Origin of the sequence: Xanthomonas sp. WHRI 7064 (genome assembly GCF_040202355.2) — a bacterium.
Taxonomy (GTDB): domain Bacteria; phylum Pseudomonadota; class Gammaproteobacteria; order Xanthomonadales; family Xanthomonadaceae; genus Xanthomonas; species Xanthomonas arboricola.
Map to the genome: position 1 here is coordinate 3,165,428 of NZ_CP167821.1, position 19,101 is coordinate 3,184,528.

Annotated in this window: 14 protein-coding genes, 1 other RNA gene and 1 pseudogene; 6 read left to right on the top strand and 10 right to left on the bottom strand. The window is 67.2% G+C overall.

The window, feature by feature from the left end; all coding sequences use genetic code 11:
- Positions 1 to 1,227, bottom strand: a complete 1,227-nt coding sequence (locus tag ABQY74_RS13600) for an efflux RND transporter periplasmic adaptor subunit (protein WP_104553985.1) — start codon at positions 1,225 to 1,227, stop codon at positions 1 to 3.
- Positions 1,228 to 1,357: 130 nt separating this feature from the next.
- Between ABQY74_RS13600 and ABQY74_RS13605 the strand changes: the two genes are divergently transcribed.
- Complete coding sequence (locus ABQY74_RS13605; protein ID WP_104553984.1) at positions 1,358 to 1,978, top strand: TetR/AcrR family transcriptional regulator; 621 nt, start codon at positions 1,358 to 1,360, stop codon at positions 1,976 to 1,978.
- Between the two features lie 360 nt (positions 1,979 to 2,338).
- On the opposite strand, the gene ABQY74_RS13610 is transcribed toward ABQY74_RS13605, so the two are convergent.
- The 7 genes from ABQY74_RS13610 to creD all read right to left on the bottom strand — a co-directional run bounded on the left by ABQY74_RS13610 (position 2,339) and on the right by creD (position 8,871).
- Positions 2,339 to 2,833, bottom strand: coding sequence for a transcriptional repressor (locus ABQY74_RS13610; protein WP_024939899.1), 495 nt, complete (start codon positions 2,831 to 2,833; stop codon positions 2,339 to 2,341).
- Between the two features lie 15 nt (positions 2,834 to 2,848).
- Complete coding sequence (gltX, locus tag ABQY74_RS13615) at positions 2,849 to 4,252, bottom strand: glutamate--tRNA ligase (RefSeq protein ID WP_349791848.1); 1,404 nt, start codon at positions 4,250 to 4,252, stop codon at positions 2,849 to 2,851.
- A gap of 67 nt (positions 4,253 to 4,319) precedes the next feature.
- Positions 4,320 to 5,411, bottom strand: a complete 1,092-nt coding sequence (locus ABQY74_RS13620; RefSeq protein ID WP_104553983.1) for a DUF3616 domain-containing protein — start codon at positions 5,409 to 5,411, stop codon at positions 4,320 to 4,322.
- A 132-nt stretch (positions 5,412 to 5,543) separates the two neighbouring features.
- Positions 5,544 to 6,428 carry a carbon-nitrogen hydrolase family protein gene (locus ABQY74_RS13625; protein WP_104553982.1) on the bottom strand — a complete coding sequence of 295 codons (885 nt, stop codon included), beginning with the start codon at positions 6,426 to 6,428 and terminating at the stop codon, positions 5,544 to 5,546.
- A 46-nt stretch (positions 6,429 to 6,474) separates the two neighbouring features.
- Entirely contained in the window at positions 6,475 to 7,125 is a 651-nt protein-coding gene (locus ABQY74_RS13630; protein ID WP_349792259.1) for a GNAT family N-acetyltransferase, read from the bottom strand.
- The gene (locus ABQY74_RS13635) at positions 7,122 to 7,544 is read right to left on the bottom strand and encodes a hypothetical protein (protein ID WP_349791851.1); all 423 of its coding nucleotides are present in this window, start codon (positions 7,542 to 7,544) and stop codon (positions 7,122 to 7,124) included. Before ABQY74_RS13635 ends, ABQY74_RS13630 begins: the two co-directional genes overlap by 4 nt.
- Before the next feature lie 7 nt (positions 7,545 to 7,551).
- On the bottom strand, positions 7,552 to 8,871 hold the full coding sequence (gene creD / locus ABQY74_RS13640; protein WP_349791852.1) for a cell envelope integrity protein CreD: 1,320 nt from the start codon (positions 8,869 to 8,871) through the stop codon (positions 7,552 to 7,554).
- A gap of 432 nt (positions 8,872 to 9,303) precedes the next feature.
- Between creD and ABQY74_RS13645 the strand changes: the two are divergent.
- Together ABQY74_RS13645 and ABQY74_RS13650 are read left to right on the top strand one after the other, a co-directional pair.
- Positions 9,304 to 10,114, top strand: a pseudogene (locus tag ABQY74_RS13645) (C1 family peptidase).
- Between the two features lie 196 nt (positions 10,115 to 10,310).
- Positions 10,311 to 10,386, top strand: a non-coding RNA gene (locus ABQY74_RS13650) — sX9 sRNA.
- Between the two features lie 4 nt (positions 10,387 to 10,390).
- On the opposite strand, the gene creC is transcribed toward ABQY74_RS13650, so the two are convergent.
- Positions 10,391 to 11,839: a two-component system sensor histidine kinase CreC gene (creC, locus tag ABQY74_RS13655; protein ID WP_349791854.1), complete on the bottom strand. Its 1,449-nt coding sequence runs from the start codon at positions 11,837 to 11,839 to the stop codon at positions 10,391 to 10,393.
- A gap of 48 nt (positions 11,840 to 11,887) precedes the next feature.
- Positions 11,888 to 12,592 carry a two-component system response regulator CreB gene (creB, locus tag ABQY74_RS13660; protein WP_349791856.1) on the bottom strand — a complete coding sequence of 235 codons (705 nt, stop codon included), beginning with the start codon at positions 12,590 to 12,592 and terminating at the stop codon, positions 11,888 to 11,890.
- A 34-nt stretch (positions 12,593 to 12,626) separates the two neighbouring features.
- Here creB and ABQY74_RS13665 point away from each other — a divergent pair, with 34 nt between their 5' ends.
- The 3 genes from ABQY74_RS13665 (at position 12,627) to mfd (ending at position 18,709) form a co-directional block, all read left to right on the top strand.
- Positions 12,627 to 13,535: a 23S rRNA (adenine(2030)-N(6))-methyltransferase RlmJ gene (locus ABQY74_RS13665; RefSeq protein ID WP_349792260.1), complete on the top strand. Its 909-nt coding sequence runs from the start codon at positions 12,627 to 12,629 to the stop codon at positions 13,533 to 13,535.
- Positions 13,536 to 13,726: 191 nt separating this feature from the next.
- Positions 13,727 to 14,269 carry a GNAT family N-acetyltransferase gene (locus ABQY74_RS13670; protein WP_024939889.1) on the top strand — a complete coding sequence of 181 codons (543 nt, stop codon included), beginning with the start codon at positions 13,727 to 13,729 and terminating at the stop codon, positions 14,267 to 14,269.
- A gap of 969 nt (positions 14,270 to 15,238) precedes the next feature.
- A complete protein-coding gene (gene mfd, locus ABQY74_RS13675) occupies positions 15,239 to 18,709 on the top strand; it encodes a transcription-repair coupling factor (protein ID WP_349791858.1) in 3,471 nt (1,156 codons plus the stop codon).
- The last annotated feature ends 392 nt before the right edge of the window (positions 18,710 to 19,101 follow it).

Genomic DNA, 19,101 nt, shown 5'->3' on the forward strand with positions numbered 1-19,101 from the left:
TCAGTTGGCCGCACGCGGTGCGGTCGGGGCGGAAGGAGCGCCGGCGGCTGCATTGCCGGCACCGGCAGCCGGCCTGCGCTTGGGCTGCCACGGCACGGTCTTGACCTCGATGCCGTCGCGGGCGCGCGAGACGCCTTCGACCACCAACTGCTCGCCGGCCTTCAGGCCGCTGCGCACCAGCCACTGGTCGCCGACTTCGCGGTCGGTTTCCAGCACGCGCAGGTGCAGCTTGTGATCGGCGCCGACAACGAAGGCGGTGGGCTTGCCGGCGCCATTGCGCGAGACCGCCTGCTGCGGCACCAGCACGCCCTGCTCCTTGATGCCCTCCTGCAGCACCGCGCGCACATACATGCCCGGCAACAACTCCGCATTCGGGTTCGGGAACACCGCGCGCAAGGTGATCGAGCCGGTGTTCTGGTCGACGGTGACATCGGAGAACGCCAGGTGGCCCTGCAGCGGATAGGTGCTGCCGTCTTCCAGCAGCAGCGACACCTTGGCCGCGTCGCCGCCGGCCTTCTCCAGCTCGCCGCGCGCCATCGCCTGCTTCAGGCGGAGCAAGGCCGCGCTGGGCTGGGTGACGTCGATGTAGATCGGATCCAGTTGCTGGATGGTGGTCAGTGCGGTGGCCTGGTTGGCGGTCACCAAAGCGCCCGGGGTGACGCTGGAGCGGCCAATGCGGCCGGAGATCGGCGCGTCCAGGCGCGCGAAGGCCAGGTTGATGCGCGCGGTTTCCACGCTGGCCTTGCCGGCGGCCACATCGGCCTCGGCCTGGCCCAGCGCGGCGGCGGTGTCGTCGCCGTCCTGCTGGCTGATGGCCTTGATTTGCACCAGTTCGGTGTAGCGCTCGGCCTTGAGCCTGGCGGTGCGCAGGTTGGCCTGCGCCTTGGCCAGGGTGGCCTGGGCGCTGGCATAGCTGGCGCGGTAGGTCGCCGGATCGATCTGGTACAGCGTCTGCCCGGCCTTGACGTCGCCGCCCTCGGTGAACTGGCGCGACTGCACGATGCCGCCCACCTGCGGGCGAACTTCGGCGATCAGGTAGGGAACCGTGCGCCCGGGCAGCTCGTTGGTCAGGGTCACCGGCTGCGGCTTGACGGTCAGTACACCCATCTCGGGCATGCCCTCCTCCGGCGGCGGGCCGCCCGGCGGGCTGCCGCAGGCACTGAGCAGGACGGTGGCAGCAACGGCAGCAGCGAGCAGGGGCAGGCGAAACGAAGCATGAGGACGCACGAGGAGGTCTCCGACGGGACGCAGGATGGTTAAATCTAAACGGTACGGTTCGGTATCCTAATAAGAGCATCCGCGGCCGTCAAGCATTCCTGCCCAGTCGGTATACTTAAGTGCCCAAGGGAGTCAGTGGATGCGGGTCAGAACCGAAGAAAAACGCGACGCCATCGTGCAGGCGGCCAGCGAGGTGTTTCTCGAACTGGGCTTCGAAGGCGCCTCGATGTCGCAGATCGCCGCCCGCGTCGGCGGCTCAAAGCGCACGCTTTACGGCTATTTCCCGTCTAAGGAGGAGTTGTTCGTGGCGTTTGCCAAGGACATGTCCGACCGCTACATCGACCCGCTGCTGGACGCGCTTTCGCAAAGCAGCGGCCCGGTCGCCGAGACGCTGCAGCGCTTCGGCGAGGACATCCTCGGCTTCCTGTGCCAGCCCAGCTCGATCACCATCTGGCAGACCATCATCGGCGTGTCGGGGCGGTCGGACGTGGGCGCGCTGTTCTTCAATGCAGGCCCCGAAGAAGGCATGCAACGCATGGCCGATTACCTGCAGACGCAGATGGATCGCGGCGTGATCCGCTGCGCCGACGTCCTGATCGCGTCGAGGCAGTTCGGCGGGCTGCTGGAGGCGGAAACCCTGATGCCCTGCCTGTTCGGCGCGCTGAAGAACCCCTCGCCCGAGTATCTGCGCGAAGCGACGCAGCGCGCAGTCGCCCTGTTTCTGGCGGGCTATGGATGCAAGACCGACGCCGCGGCGTGATGTGCGGTGGTGTCTGATAGCTTGGATAAGCGATGAGTCGCTGGCGACCCCGCTGATGCGCGTGCATGGCACTCGTGCAAGCGCGTACTGCTCGAAGCTTGGTTGGTGTGACAACAACAGCGCATTTGTCTGCAGCAGATGGCTGGGTCTGCGCACTGCCGGCAACTTATAGAGCGGCTAACCAAACTACGTCACGCCAGCTGATCTGCTGCCTGGCTGCAGGGCCCTTGCCCGCCTAAAGTCGCGGCACACGCTGCAAGTACGTCCCTGCAAGCGCTTGCGCGGCATCCATGCCGCGTAGGTGCCGCGACGGTTTGTTAGCCGCTCCAAGTGAACCGCCCTGGGTTTGCCTGGCGATGCTTACTCGGCCACCGCGCACTTGGCGCACAGGCCGTGCACTTCCAGCGTCTGCGCCTGCGGCTGGAAGCCCAGCGCCTTGGCGCGCGCTTCCAGTTGCGCCACCACCTCGCGGTCTTCCAGTTCCACCGCGCTGTGGCAGCGATCGCAGATCAAGAACGGCACCGAGTGCTGGGCGCTGTTGGGGTGGTGGCAGGCGACGAAGGCGTTGACCGACTCGAGCTTGTGCACGAAGCCATTGGCCATCAGGAAATCCAGCGCGCGGTACACCGTGGGCGGGGCGTCGGCGCCAACGCCCTTGCCTTCGCGCACCCAGTCCAGCAGTTCGTAGGCCTTGACCGGCTTGCCGGCGTCGGCGATCAGCCGCAGCACGTTGGCGCGGATCGGCGTCAGCCGCAGGCCGCGCTCGCTGCAGGCGCGCTCCACCGCGCGCACGAAGCCGTTGGCGTCGTCGACATGGTGATGCGGTGCAGTGCAGGCGTGTTCGTTGGTTTTCATCACAGGCTCCGGCGGTCAGCCCGCCCCTATCTTGATGAGTGCCGCATCGATGCGTTTCAAGGCGCCCTCGCGTCCGGCCAGGTACACCGTCTGCGAAATGTCCGGGCTGACCTGGGTGCCGGTAATGGCCACGCGCAGCGGCTGGGCCACCTTGCCCATGCCCAGCTCCAGCGCGGCGGCCGCGTCGTGCAACGCGGCCGAGACGGTCTCCACGCTCCATTCGCTCTGTGCCGCCAGCAGTTCGCGCGCCTTGCCCAGCGGCACTTCTGCGCCCAGCTTGAGGTGCTTCATCACCGCCGCCTCGTCGTAGGTTTCCAGCGGCTGGTACCAGACCACGGCTTTTTCGGCCATTTCCTTCAAGGTCTGCACGCGTTCGCGCAGCGCCACCACCACATCGGCGGCGGCCGGGCCGGCGGCGACATCAATGCCCAGCCTGGCGAGCTGGTATTCCAGCTGCGGGGCGATGCTGGCCGGGTCGTCGGTCTTGAGGTAGTGCTGGTTGACCCAGCCCAGCTTGGCCATGTCCAGCCGCGCGGCCTTGGAATTGACGTTCTTCACGTCGAACAGGTCGAGCAGTTCCTGCCGACTGAACAACTCCTGGTCGCCGTGCGACCAGCCCAGACGGGCCAGGTAGTTGATCAGCGCATGCGGCAGATAGCCGGCGTCCTTGTACTGCATCACGTCGGCCGCGCCAGTGCGCTTGGACAGCTTGGCGCCCTGCTCGTCCAGGATCATCGGCATGTGCGCGAACTTGGGCACCGGGGCGCCCAGCGCCTCATAGATATTGATCTGGCGCGGCGTGTTGTTGATGTGGTCGTCGCCGCGGATTACCTCGGTGATGCCCATGTCCCAGTCGTCCACCACCACCGCGAAGTTGTAGGTGGGGAAGCCGTCCGGGCGGAAGATCACCATGTCGTCGAGCTCGCTGTTGGCGATCTCGATGACGCCCTTGATCAGGTCGTCGAACACCACCGTGCCGCCGACCGGATTCTTGAAGCGGATGACCCGGTTGGGGTCGTCGCGGTACGGCAGGTTCTGCTCGCGGGCGGCGCCGTTGTAGCGCGGCTTTTCCTGCCTGGCCATCGCGGCCTCGCGCATGGCGTCGAGCTCCTCGCGGGTTTCGTAGGCGTAATAGGCGTTGCCCTGGGCCAGCAGCTGCTCGGCGACCTCCTGGTAGCGGGCGACGCGCTGGGTCTGGTAGATCGGGCCTTCGTCATAGCCCAGGCCCAGCCATTCCATCGCCTCCAGGATGGCGTCGATCGCGGCCTGGGTGCTGCGCTCACGGTCGGTGTCTTCGATGCGCAGCACGAACTGCCCGCCGCGGCGGCGCGCCTCCAGCCAGCAATACAGGGCGGTGCGGGCGCCGCCGATGTGCAGGTAACCGGTGGGGCTGGGGGCAAAACGGGTGCGGCAGGTCATGGAGCGCTCGGCAAAACGGGAGTCGGCCGATTTTACCTTGACCAGCGCAGACCTGCCCGCGCGCGGCTCAGCGGTTGCGCAACAGGTCGCCGTAGACCACGTCATCGCCGCCGCTGCGCGCCGGGCCGGGCGCGTCGTACAGCACCAGCCAGCTGGGCGTGCCGCCGGCCAGGTGACTGGGAAGATTGCAGATCGCCTCGGCGCGGTCGCTGTCGGTGCCGTGCGGCAACACCGCCGATTCCAGCAGCGCGTGCTGAAAGCGCACCGGCGCCTGGTTGGCGGCCAGCACCGCACGCGCGCCCGGCCATTTGAACAGGCGGATTTCGCCGTTCAGCACCATGGTCGGGCCGGCCAGCAGGTACAGGTCGTCCCCGGAATAATGCAGGTCGCGGATGCCCAGCCCGCCCAATTGCAGGAAGTGCTTGCGCAGCAGCGTGCCGTCCTCGTACAGCGGCGCCAGGCGCAGGTGGTCGCCATGCGCCTGCACCCGGATCTCCAGCAGCGCCGACCAGCCGCGCAGCACCGGCCCGCGCAGCCCCAGCAGCAGGCGCTCGCCGTCCACCACGATGCCCTCGATATCGAAGCCGTTGTCCTTGCCCGGGATCTTCAGGAACGGGCCGAAGTGCGGGTCATCGGCCAGCAGCTCGGTGAGCTGGTTGTGCTTCGCGTCACCCTTGAGCCTTAGCGCACGACGGCCGTCGGCGGCTTCGCGCACCAGGCGCGGGGTGCCGTCGGTATCGCGCTCGATCGGCAGGCAGGCCAGCAGGCGGCGGTTGGCATCGAGCTTGAGTTTGGTCAGGCGTTTGGCGTTTTCGGCATCGTCGCGACTGCGCTTGGCGTTCTTGCGCTTGAGCCCATGCGAGCCGATCACCCAAAGAAATCCCTCCGACAGCGCCATGCCTTCAAGATCCGCCTCCTCGGCCGCCTCGCCGGGCAGGTCCAGCAACTCGGCCAGCGCAAAGCTCTGCCCCTGGCCGAAGCGCAGCGTCTCGCGCTGCACGGGGTCGAGCCTGCGCAGGCGATCCACCGCGCAGGCCTCGTCACCGGCCACCCACAGCCAGTCGTCGGTGAAGGCCGCACCGGACAGATTGCTGTGCACCAGCGCGCCAGGCGCGAACTCGAGACGGACGCTGTGCGGAATCAGGGTTTTCTTGGCCATGGGAACCTGCTGGATGGTGCTAGGAATGAGAGTGATGGCCGGCGCGGAAGGGTCGGCGTACGCGCGGCGCGATTGGTCGCAGACACCGACTGCGCTCGCCTGATGCTGCGCGCAGTGGCTGGCCGCGCTCTATCAGTCGAACGTGGCCAGCCTGGCACGTGCAACGTGAGCGCCCAATTGACCGACCCAATCGCGATCGTTGGCGACCTGGGCCTGCGCGCGGCTGGCCTCGAAGGCGGCAAAATCCAGCTCCGCATACGCCCACACGGTAGTGCCCTGGGTCTGCGCCAGCACGCCATCTGCCGGGAAGCCGACATCCATCGGCGCGAACACCGCCGCTTCGCCGGTATTGACGTCCAGCGCCGGGCTCCACGGCGCCTGCCCGGCCGTGACCGATTGCGCGACGAACACGCGGTTTTCCAGCGCGCGCGCCAGGCAGCCGACCCGTACCCGCATCGCCCCGGCGGCGGTGTCGGTGCAACTGGGCACGATCAGCAGCCGCGCGCCGGCCTCGTACTGCGCGCGCACCGGCAGCGGGAACTCGCTGTCGTAGCAGATCGCGATCGCCGCACGCACGCCATCCAGGTCGAACACCTTCAGCGCATCGCCCGGCTCGATCAGCCCGGTGGCCTTTTCGAAGCCGGTCAGCTGCAGCTTGTCCTGCCAGCCATGCCGGCCGTCGGGCGTGAACCAGTCGCTGCGATTACGGTAACGGCCCTGGCCCAGGTCCAGCAGAAAGCTGCCGGCCACCAGATGCAGCTGATGCTGGCGCGCCAGGCCGGCAAACAGCTCCAGCCACGGCGCACGCAGCGCCTGGATCGCCGCCAGCGACTCCGGCAAGCCGGCAGAAATCTGCGTACCGAAGGTCGCGCCCAGCTCCAGCGACAGATACTCCGGCAGCACCAGCAGGCGTGCGCCGGCGGCGGCAGCCTCGCCCACCAGCGCCGACTGGCGTGCGGCGAACGCGGCAAAGTCGGCAGGTTTGCCGATCGGATATTTGGCGACGGCAATTTTCATCTACTGGCCTGGTTGCGAGTGATCGATGGCGTAAGAAGTGACTCGGTCACGGCGGCAGTGGCCGCGTCCATACCCGCAGACTGTGGTCGATCTCGCCGTGTTGCAACTCCGCCCACGCCAATTGCACGCGCATGTCTGCTTGCGGTGCATAGCCACGTTTGCGCCAGAACACGTCGTTGGGTCGATAGTCGGCCGGCTTGCGCGGATCGTTTTCTGCGCGTTCTACCGAGCAGAACGCAGTGAGCGCGAAGCGGCCCAGTGCACGCGCATGCGCCTCGCGCCGGTCGAAAAATGCGTGGCCGATTCCCTGCCCGCGATAGTCCGGTAGCAGCACCGATTCGCCGAAATAGAACACGCTGACCGGGTCAATGCCGGCTGCACGGAACGGCGTATGAAAGGCTTCGCTGTCGTCGAGCAGCGGCAGCCCGGTGGAGGCGCCGATCACCGCATCGCCATCGCGTGCCAGCACGAACACGCTGTCCGGCGAGGCCGCGTAGGCGGCCAGATAGCCGCGCTCGTAATCGGCGTCGCCGTCGTACAGGTATGGCCAGGCACGGAACACCGCGATGCGCAGTTGCGCCACCGCAGCCAGATGCGGCAGCACCTGCGTGCCGCGCACCGTTTCAACGATCAGGGAGGAGCCGCTCATGCCGGCCATGGTAAGCCAGCCCGGCGCAGCTGCGCCGCCGTACGTCAGCGCAGCCAGCCGCCATTGCTCGGAGCCGCCGCAGCCGGCTGCTGCCACAGCAACCACACCGCCACCTCCTCGCTGGCCAGCAGCACACCGAGCAGTGCATCGGTGCTGCGTGCCCAGTAGCTGCCGTTGCTCAACCGCTGCCACGGCCCGTAGCGGCGCGGACGCGCGTTGTCTGCCGCCGCGTCCTGCCGCTGCGCCGCCTGCAGGAACCTGCTGCCGCCCAGGCGCAATGCCTGCGCGGTGCCTGCATGCAGGCGCAGGCCGATCACGCCGCGGCGTCCGTCGCGGCGCAAGGGCAAGGCCGACAACGGCGAAGCTTCCCAATACTGCGGCAGCGCTGCGGGAAGCAGCGCCACCGTGTCGATCCCGGCGGGCAGCAAACGCTGCGCCCGCCGGTGCAACTGTGCGTGAGCGCGCATGTCGGCCTCAGCGCAGGCTGTTGCCAAGCTCGTACCAGTCGAGCTTGCGGGTCACCCACATGATGCTGGCCAGGATGCCGAACAGCAGCAACGATCCCATCAGCAGCGAGTTGTCTTCGGAGATCAACAGGCTGTAGAGCACCCCGTACAACGCCGTGAGCATCGCCGAGAACCCGGCTGCGCGCGCCCAGCTGCGCAACACTCCGGACAGATAGAAGAACTGCAGGCCGATACACGCCGCGGCAGAGACCAGATACGCCTGCCAGAACGCGATGTGCTCGGAAAGGCTCAGCAGCAGCAGGAAGAAGATCGCCAGCGCCAGACCCACCAGCAGGTATTGCAGCGGATGGATCGGCAGACGCTTGATCAACTCGAACAACACGAACGCCACAAAGGTCAGCACCACGAACAGGATGCCGTACTTGCTGGCGCGGTCGGCCTGGGTATACACGTCCACCGGATCGACCAGCCGCACCTCCAGCGTATCCAGCGACGACTGGCTGGACTGCAGCTGGCTCTGTGCACCGGTGGCCAGCGACGACAACGACCAGCTCGCATCGAAACCGCGCGCGCCGATCGTCGGCGCATTCGGCAGGAAGCGCCCGCCGAACAGCGGATGCGGCCAGGCCGAGCGCAAGGCGATGTCGTTGTTGTCGGCAATCGGTGCGATCGCCAGGCTGCGGGTGCCATCCAGCACGAACGACATCTCCACCAGGTTGCCATCGCCCAGCGTGCCGGCCAGCGCATCGCCCAGCGGCTGTAGATCGGCATGGATACCGGCCGAGCGCCCCACCAGGCCGCCGGCCCCGCTCTCCAGCGGCAAGCTGCGGCCGTCCACCCGCAGGCTCGGCGTGCCGACCAGGCCGCGCACATCGGAAATGCCCACCGCCAGATGCGGCCGGCCATAGCTGCGACCAGCCACGGCCGGATACTCGAACGGGTCGAACTCGGCCTTGAGCCTGGCCTTCCACGAATACACCTGCACGCGGAACAGGCCGATCTTGCGCTCGGACGGGGTCAGCTCGCCGCTCAGGGCGAGCGTGCGCGGGGTCTGCAGCAACTGGCCGTCGCGCTTGCGCCAGACCTTGCGCGGGTTGCCCTGCTCGTCCGGCTCGGTGACCTGCACGTCCTCGGTAAACGGCAGCACCCGCACCGGCGCGATGAACTGCTGCTCGCCGGCCTTGCTCTGCGCCACCCGCTCCACCGCCTCGTCGCGGTAACGCGCACGGTCCTGCACCGTGCCGCGGATCAACAGCAATGGAATCAGCAGCAACAGGATCAATCCGCCAATGGTGGCGAAGCGCAACAACAGTTTCAGGGATTTCATCGACCTTCCTCAGTCTGGGAGGTCGCCAGGGTGCGATGCGCCGGTGTCGCAGGTTTGAGGCGAATTTGAAGCGAATGTGAAGTGGGCGATCGGCAGGCTCGGCGACCGGCACTGTGATCCCGTTAGGAAATGCAGGTTTTGCCCATCAAAATGCAACAGAGGCCCAGGACATGCTTCCGTTGCATCGCCAAGGTTTCGCATCACCGCCGCGCGCTTCGCCGCCAGGCGCAACGATGCGAGTGCAGTTGCGCATCACGGGGCCATTGCTTTTCTCGAGTCTGCGTTGATCACGGCGTTGCAGTTCCGTGGTTCCGCGGCATCCGCATTCAACGTTACGCGCCGCAGCGGCGGTGTCGCACACGCATGCCCGCCTGCCGGCCATGGTTCCAGAAACGCGCACGACTGCCTCTCTCTCGCCTGGAGTTTGCCTTCATGACCAAGCAACGTTCGCTCACGCTCTGCCTGCTCGCTGCCCTGAGCCTGTCCTCCGCCGCCGCACAGGCGGCAACGCACGGGATGGGCCTGAAACCCTCGTCATTGATGCAGCCGGTCACTCCGTTGTTCGGCATTGCCAGCGCCGACAAACCCCTGCCCGCCACGGTCGACCTGACTGCCTGGGCAATCACCCCGGGCGACCAGGGCCAGGTGGGGTCATGTGCGTCATGGGCAACCGCCCACACCCTGACCGGTTGGTATGCCAACGCCAACAAGCAGGCGCAAACTCGCTTCGCCCCGATGTATCTCTACAGCCAGGTCAGGTGGCGTCGATGAGGGCTCCACGCTGGAAGCGCCGCTGGACGTCGCGCTGGCCCAAGGCATCGACACCGAGCAGCATTACGCGTGGGGCAACTACAACTGGAAGAACCCACCCACCGCAGCCGACCGCGCCAACGCCGCCAGGAACCCCACGCCATACCGCAAGTACACCGTGCTGTATTCGGGCGACGGCAATGGCGGGCGGGCCCTGATCGAACAGATCAAACTCGCGCTGGCTTCGTCCACGCCGGTGGCGATCGGCCTCTATGTCCGCCAGGGGTTCGAAGACCTCACACCGAAAAACCAGGTCGACTACGACACCAAGACGCCGATCCTGGGCGGGCACGCGGTGATCGCGCTGGGCTACGACAGTGAAGGGCTGCTCGTCGAAAACAGCTGGGGCACCGAGTGGGGCAACAAGGGCTTTGGCAAGCTGTCCTGGTCAGTGGTCGCCAAGGACGTCATCGGGGCCGACGTGGTGCACTAACACACAGCGGCTGCGCACGGTGATGCGTGGCTGACACGGATGCGGCGTGTGCCTGGCGCATGCCGCTTGCGTGCCACCGCGATGCCGCCGCCGTTGGCCGCCAGCCTGTGCACGGACGGCATGCAATGCGGTTCAGAGCCGCCGACAAACCTGCTGCGTAGCCGCCGGGTGGGCGCGGCCGATGCGCGGAATCGGCGCGTACCACTCGTCCACTCCGGTTGCTCCTTGCCGTCCTCACCTACCTGACGGCTGCGCACTACGGTTTGTTAGCCGCGCTTAGCCGATGGGCAGGCGCAGGGTCGCGATTGCGCCGCCACCCTCGCGGTTGTCCAGCGTGGCCTCGCCACCATGCAGGCGCGCGACTTCGCGTACGAACGGCAGGCCGAGGCCGGAGCTGCGTTGCCCGGTCTGCGGGCGGGCCAGCGAATAGAAGCGTTCGAACACCCGTTCCAGTGCGTAGTCCGGCACACCGCTGCCGCGGTCTTCTACCACCAGCTGCACCTGTTCCTTCAGCACCTGTGCACGCAGCTGGATGGTGCTGCCCTGCGGTGAAAACGCGATGGCATTTTCCAGCAGGTTGATCAGCGCCTGGCGCAGCAGGAATTCATCGCCCAGCACGTACTGCCCGCGCGCCGTGTCGGAGGCGGCATCGCGTTCCAGCAGCACGCCGGCCGCTGCCGCGCGCGGCAGCACGGCATCCACGGCCGCCTGCAGCAGGCCAGCCACCGCGATACGCTCGCGCGTCTGCAGCCAGCCGTGCTGTTCCACCTCGGCCAGCGCCAGCAGCTTGTCGATGGTTTCGGTCAGGCGCAACTCCTGCGCGCGGATGCTGGCGACAAAGTGCTGGCGATCGGCTTCCGGTAGTGGCTCGCTCAACAGTTCGGACGCACCCCGGATTGCCGCCAGCGGGCTCTTCATCTCGTGCGTCAGCGACTGCACGTACTGCTCCACGTACGCCTTGCCTTCCAGCTTGCGCCGCATGCTTTCCAGCGCCTGGCCCAGGTCGCCGATTTCATCGCCGCGCGGTTCCGGCGGCGGCACCGGCACGCCGGCGCTTACCGCCTGCGCGTAGCGATTGAGCCGGCCGATGCCGCGCATCAGCCACCAGGTCATCCAGATGCCGATCAGCGCGGAAATGCCGATCAGCCAGGCACCGCGCTGCAGGATGTTGCGCTGGCTGGCCTCGATGAACGGGTCGATGCTGCGATTGGGCTGCGCCAGCGTCAGCACGCCGATCAACTTTGCCGGGTCATTCGGCGCGTAGATCGGTGCGGCCACATGCATCACCGTGGCGGTCGGGTCGCCATCGACCTCGGGGCTGGAACGCGCGCCGTATTCGCCGCGCAAGGTGCGATAGACATCGTTCCAGCGCGAGTTGTCACGGCCCACATCGCGGCCCAGCGAGTCGAACACCACCACGCCGCGCGCGTCGGTCACGGTGACGCGGTAGGCCACGTTGTTCTTGCGGAACCGCCACACCCAGGCCTTGGGGTCGCGCCGCTGCGCCTGCGCCACGTTGCGCGCAAAGCTGCCGCTGGCGATGGTGCCGGCAGCCAGCTCGCCGCTGGCCATTTCCGCCAGCACATTGGCCGCGTCCACCAGCGTGGATTCCATCGCCTGGCGCACGCCCGGCTTGACCTCGTTGACGAACACCCGCATCACGAAGAACGCGGCCAGCCCGACGATCAGGAAGAAGCCCAGGAACAGCTTGAGACCGAGCCGCATCTCAGGCCCTGGTCCCGACAACAACGCGATGCCTGCGCGCGGCCATGGCTATAGCTCCAGCGCGTAGCCGAGGCCACGGTGGGTGCGGATCGGGTCGGCAGGCACGCCGGCCTGGCGCAGCTTGCCGCGCAGCGTCTTGATATGGGTGTCCACGGTGCGGTCGGCACTGTCGGCAGTGGCGTCCCAGCCGCGGTCCATCAGCTGCGCGCGGCTCAGGATCGCGCCGGGGCGCTGCAACAGCGCCGACAGCAGCGCGTACTCGTAGCGGGTCAGCGGCAGCAGCGCATCGCCGTAGCGGATGCGGCTGCCCTCGCGATCGATCGCAAACGCGCCATGCGGCTGCCAGCCCGGCTCCGCCACGGCGGCCACATTGCGACGACGCAGCCGCGCGCGCACCCGCGCCACCAGCTCGCGCGGGGAGAACGGCTTGGCCATATAGTCGTCGGCGCCCAGTTCGAAGCCGAGCACACGGTCGATCTCGTCGTTGCGCGCGGTCAGGAAGATCACCGGCACGTCGCTGAACCCGCGCAGCGTGCGGCACACCTCGAAGCCGTTGATATCCGGCAGGCCCACGTCCAGCACCACCACATCGGCCGGGTCGGCACGCAGCCGCGCCAATGCGTCACGGCCCAGCAGGCAATGTTCGGGCGCATAGCCTTCGCTGCGCAGCGCGTACAGCACGGTATCGGCAATGGCGGCTTCGTCTTCGACGACGAGCACGCGGGCGGGGGACTCGGACATGGCGCGCAGCATAGCCGCATGCTGGCGCGGCCCGTACACTGCCGCGATGAACTATCGCCACGCCTTCCATGCCGGCAACCATGCCGACGTGCTCAAGCACATCGCCTTGCTGGCGCTGATCGACACCCTCAAGCGCAAGGACACGCCGTTCTTCGTGCTCGACACCCACGCCGGACGCGGGCGCTACCAGCTCGGCGGCGAGGAAAGCCGCAAGACCAACGAGGCCGATGCCGGGGTGATGCGGCTGATGGCCGAGTCGACCCTGCCCGAGGTGGTCGAACGCTATCTGCGCGCGGTGCAGGCCGACAACCACACCGTCGCCCGCCCGGCCACGCCCGGCCAGAAGCCGGCGCGCCCCACTGCCGGCATCCAGATCAACCATTACCCCGGCTCGCCGTTGCTGGCGGCGCAGGCGCTGCGCGAACAGGACCGCATGGCGTTCTGCGAGTTGCAGCCGGAAGAGGCCGAGGCGCTCAAGCGCCTGTTCGCCAGGGACAGCCGCGTGCGCGTGCATGCCGGCGATGGCTACGAGGCGATTCGCGCCTTCGTGCCGCCGCGTGCGGGCGAGACCAAGATCGGCCGCGGGCTGGTGCTGATCGACCCGCCCTACGAGGCGCAGGAAGCCGAGTACCCGCAGGTCATCCACAGCGTGCGCGAGACGCTGGCGCGCTGGCCGCAGGCGATCTGCATGGTGTGGTATCCGATCAAGCTGCGCCGCAGCCTGCAGCCGTTCATGCGCAAGGCGGCGACGTTACCGGCCAAGTCGGTGCTGGTGGCCGAGCTGCAGGTGCGCCCGGACGACTCGCCGCTGCGCCTGACCGGCAGCGGGCTGCTGGTCGTCAATGCGCCGTGGCAGTTCGACCAGGTGCTGGCGCCCGCGCTGCCGGTGCTGAAGCAGCACCTGGGCGAGGCCGGCGCGTCGACCCGGCTGGAGTGGCTGCGCCAGGACGCCTGAGTCGGCGATGCCAGCGCCTGCTCGCGCTGGCGAACGCGGCTGCATACTCACGACTGGATCACGGTATCGCTCGGTACAGTGATGAGGGAAGCACTGCCACCCCCTGACGGCCCCCAGCGGCGCACCGGATTCATTCACGGTTGTGCGCTGGGCTGGTGCCAGAATCTTCCGATCTTTAAGGAACACCGGTCATGGCCATTCGCAATCGCATGCCTCCCTGGCATGAAAACTTCAGCCTGCCCAATGGCCGCACGCTCCTGCTCCGCCCGATCCGTCCCGAGGACGGTCCGCCGCTGCAGGGCGCTTTCAGCCTGTTGGGACCGGAGGAAATCCGCGCGCGCTTCGTGCGTTCCTCTGCCGAAATCACCCCGGAGATGGTGCAGCGCCTGACCCATCCCAATCCCAAGAGCGAGATCGTACTGGTGGCCGCCGAACAGCTGCCGCCGGGCGAGGCGCTGGTGGGCGCGGTGGCGCGTGCGGCACTGGTGCCGGGCACCCGCCAGGCCGAGTACACCATCCTGGTCAGCAGCTTCGTCGCCGGCCAGGGGCTGGGACGGCAGCTGATGCGCAAGCTGGTCAAGTGGGCACGGCGCAAATACCTGGATTGCCTATTCGGCGACGTGCTGCAAAGCAATGTGCCGATGCTGCAGCTGGCAGAGTCGCTGGGCTTCAAGCCGCAGCCGCATCCGGACTCGCCGGAGCTGGTGCGGATGGTGCTGGAGCTGGATGCCTGAGGGGCTGGGATTCGGGATTCGGGATTGGGGATTCGTGAAGCGGCCTGGGGCGGTTGATCTGCCGCTTGGCTGCAGGGCCCTTGCCCGCCCACCCTCGCAGGACACGCCGCAAGTACGTCCGTGTAGGCTCTTACGCGGCATCCATGCCGCGTAAGGTCCCGCGACGGTGGGCGGACAAGGACCTGTCGGGATGGTCGGTGTGTATGGTTTTCAACAAAACAACCGGCAACTGTCTGGGGCGGTGTCCTCGCCGATTGCGGGACCGTGTGGCGGCATGGATGCCGCCACCGAGCCTCCACGGATGGATTCACGGCGTGTCCCGCGAGCGGTGAGGACGCCGCACCCTCGACTCACCTGGCTTTGATTGTTGATCTGTCGCTTGGCTGCAGGGCCCTTACCCGCCCACCATCGCAGGACACGCCGCAAGTACGTCCCTGTAGGCTCTTACGCGGGGCATCCATGCCGCGTAAGGTCCCGCGACGGTAAGCAGGCAAGGACCTGTTGGGATGGTCGGTCCGCATAGTGCGAGCAGCACGGTGTCAGCAGCGGACCAGCTTTTTAAACAACCGACTACCTGTCTGGGGCGGTGTCCTCGCCGATTGCGGGACCGTGTGGCGGCATGGATGCCGCCACCGAGCCTCCACGGACGGATTCACGGCGTGTCCCGCGAGCGGTGAGGACGCCGCGCCCTCGACTCACCCAGCTTTGATTGTTGATCTGTCGCTTGGCTGCGGGGCCCTTGCCCGCCCACCCTCGCAGGACACGCCGCAAGTACGTCCTTGTAGGCTCTTACGCGGCATCATGCCGCGTAAGGTCCCGCGACGGTGAGCGGGCAAGGACCAGTCGAGCTGGTCGGTATGTAGATGGCGAGAGCGCCGCACATCCGACCAACGCGGCGCAGTGGCCCGACGCCGGCTTTCACGCCGGATGGACCGGCCGCGGTGGGGGCTCTGGTAAAATTGCGGGCTGATGCCGTCGCCAACCACCTTCCCCTCTCCGCCGCTGCCCAAGTCCGGCCAGCTCCGCGCCTATTGGCGCGCTCCGTCTTCGCCGACTGCGCTGGCCTGGTCGATCGCACGCGCCGCCGAGGTGCATGCCGGCCCGCTGCTGGTGATTGCCCGCGACAACCAGAGCGCGCATCAGATCGAGGCGGATCTGCATGCCTTGCTCGGCGAGCATGCGACGCTGCCGGTGGTGCCGTTTCCCGATTGGGAAACCCTGCCCTACGACCAGTTCAGCCCGCACCCGGAGATCATCAGCCAACGCCTGGCCGCGCTGCATCGGTTGCCCGCACTGACCCGTGGCGTGGTGATCGTGCCGGTGCAGACGCTGATGCAGCAGTTGGCACCGCTGAGCTACATCGTCGGCGGTAGTTTCGATCTCAAGGTCGGCCAGCGGCTGGATCTGGATGCAGAAAAACGCCGTCTGGAAAGCGCCGGCTACCGCAACGTGCCGCAGGTGATGGACCCGGGCGATTTCGCGGTGCGCGGCGGCCTGCTCGACGTGTTCCCGATGGGCGAAGCCACGCCATTGCGGATCGAGTTGCTGGACGAGGATATCGACTCGATCCGCGCCTTCGACCCGGAATCGCAGCGCTCGCTGGACAAGGTCGAGGCCGTCAAGCTGCTGCCTGGCCGCGAAGTGCCGATGGACGATGCCAGCGTCGAACGTGTGCTGGCCTGCCTGCGCGAGCGTTTCGACGTGGATACCCGGCGCAGCGCGCTGTATCAGGATCTGAAGTCGGGGCTGGCGCCGTCGGGGGTGGAGTATTACCTGCCGATGTTCTTCAGCAAGACCGCCACCTTGTTCGATTATCTGGACAAGCGCGTGTTGCCGCTGGTCGCCACCGGCGTCTCCAATGCGGCCGACACGTTCTGGGCGCAGGCGCAGGACCGCTACGAGCAACGCCGCCACGATGTGGAGCGCCCGCTGCTGACGCCGGACGAGTTGTATCAGTCGCCGGACGCACTGCGCGAGCGGCTCAACAAGCTGGCGCGCATCGAAGTCTGGGCCAGCGACCATCCGCGCATCGACGAGGCCGCCGCCCTGGGCGACCAGCCGTTGCCGCCGCTGCCGGTGGCGGCAAAAGACGCCCCGGCTGGTCAGGCGCTGGCCTCGTTCCTGGGGCATTACCCCGGCCGCGTGCTGGTGGCCGCCGATACCGCCGGCCGGCGCGAAGCCTTGATGGAAGTGCTGGCCGCCGCGCAATTGAAGCCGGAGGTCGTCGCCGACCTGCCCGCCTTCCTGGCGGCGCCCAAGCTGCGCTTCGGCATCACCGTAGCGCCGCTGGAAGACGGCTTTGCGCTGGACGCCCCGCAGATTGCGGTGCTGACCGAGCGCCAGCTGTTTCCCGAGCGCGCCAACCAGCCGCGCCGCAGCCGCCGGGTCGGACGCGAGCCGGAAGCGATCATCCGCGACCTGGGCGAGCTGTCCGAAGGCGCGCCGATCGTGCACGAGGACCACGGTGTGGGCCGCTACCGCGGCCTGATCGTGCTCGACGCCGGCGGCATGCCCGGCGAGTTCCTGGAAATCGAATACGCCAAGGGCGACCGGCTGTATGTGCCGGTGGCGCAGTTGCATCTGATCAGCCGCTATTCCGGCGCCTCGGCCGAGACCGCGCCGCTGCATTCGCTGGGCGGCGAGCAATGGACCAAGGCCAAGCGCAAGGCGGCCGAAAAGGTCCGCGACGTGGCGGCCGAACTGCTGGAAATCCAGGCCCGCCGACGTGCGCGTGCCGGTCTGGCGCTGCAGGTGGACCGGGCGATGTACGAACCGTTCGCGGCCGGCTTTCCGTTCGAGGAGACCGCCGACCAGCTGGCGGCCATCGATGCGACGCTGCGCGATCTGGGCAGCAGCCAGCCGATGGACCGCGTGGTCTGCGGCGATGTCGGCTTCGGCAAGACCGAGGTGGCCGTGCGCGCCGCATTTGCCGCCGCCAGCGCCGGCAAGCAGGTTGCCGTGCTGGTGCCGACCACACTGCTGGCCGAGCAGCATTACCGCAACTTCCGCGACCGCTTCGCCGATTACCCGATGAAGGTGGAAGTGCTGTCGCGCTTCAAGAGCACCAAGGAGATCAAGGCCGAGCTGGAGAAGGTCGCCAGCGGCGAGATCGACGTGATCATCGGCACGCACCGGCTGCTGCAGCCGGACGTCAAGTTCAAGGACCTGGGCCTGGTCGTGGTCGACGAAGAGCAGCGCTTTGGCGTGCGGCAGAAGGAAGCGCTCAAGGCAATGCGCGCCAACGTGCATCTGCTCACGCTCACCGCGACCCCCATCCCGCGCACGCTCAACATGGCCATGGCCGGGCTGCGCGACCTGTCGATCATCGCCACCCCACCGCCGAACCGGCTGGCGGTGCAGACCTTCATCACTGCCTGGGACAACGCGCTGCTGCGCGAGGCCTTCCAGCGCGAGCTCAGTCGCGGCGGGCAGCTGTACTTCCTGCATAACGATGTGGAAAGCATCGTGCGCATGCAGCGCGAGCTGTCCGAACTGGTGCCGGAAGCGCGCATCGGTATCGCGCATGGGCAGATGCCCGAGCGCGAGCTGGAGCGGGTGATGCTGGACTTCCAGAAGCAGCGCTTCAATGTGCTGCTGTCGACCACGATCATCGAGTCGGGTATCGACATCCCCAATGCCAACACCATCATCATCAACCGCGCCGACCGTTTCGGCCTGGCCCAGCTACACCAGCTGCGCGGCCGCGTCGGCCGCTCGCATCACCGCGCCTACGCGTACCTGGTGGTGCCGGATCGTCGCTCGATGACCTCCGATGCGGAGAAGCGCCTGGAGGCGATCGCCTCCATGGACGAGCTCGGTGCCGGCTTCACCCTGGCCACCCACGACCTGGAGATCCGCGGTGCCGGCGAGCTACTGGGCGAAGACCAGAGCGGGCAGATGGCCGAGGTCGGTTTCAGTCTGTATACCGAGCTGCTGGAACGCGCGGTGCGCAGCATCCGCCAGGGCAAGCTGCCGGATCTGGATGCCGGCGAGGAGGTCCGCGGTGCCGAGGTCGAGCTGCATGTGGCCGCGCTGATTCCCGAGGATTACCTGCCCGACGTGCACACGCGCCTGACGCTGTACAAGCGCATCTCCAGCGCACGCGATGCCGATGCGCTGCGCGAATTGCAGGTGGAGATGATCGACCGCTTCGGCCTGCTGCCGGACCCGGTCAAGCACCTGTTCGCGATTGCCGAGCTCAAGCTGCAGGCCAATGCGCTGGGTGTGCGCAAGCTGGACCTGGGCGAGAACGGCGGCCGGCTGGTCTTCGAGGCAAAACCGGTGATCGACCCGGTCGCGGTGATCCAGATGATCCAGAAGCAGCCCAAGATCTACACCATGGACGGCCCGGACAAACTGCGCATCAAGCTGCCGCTGCCGGAGGGCCCGGACCGCTTCAACGCCGCGCGTGGGCTGCTGACGATGCTGGCGCCGAGATAAGCGCGCTGCCCGGTCGGTTGCGCCTGCTTTGTGCAGCGCTCTCGACCGTGCAGGACGCGAGCAGGCGTCGGGCGCGTTGCGATCGCGGCGCGAGGTCAATCCGGTCCAATGCGGCATTTCCACTAACGCCCTTCGCTACACGCGATGCCGGGCGTGACGCATGCCGCCTGTTTCATGCGTTTTCGCGGCAATGGCCGTGCACAGATCCATCCCGCACGCATTAAAGAAGTCAGCTGAAAGGCGGCTATCTGTCCTGCAGGACTGTCCAGGACATTGGTTTCCTGAGCCTGCTTGCGACAAAGCTGAGCAATTAATGCCCAGGCAGTGATGGATTTCTCAAATCCGTCACTGCACTGAATTTGGCCTAAATATTCCTGTCACGCGCCGATACC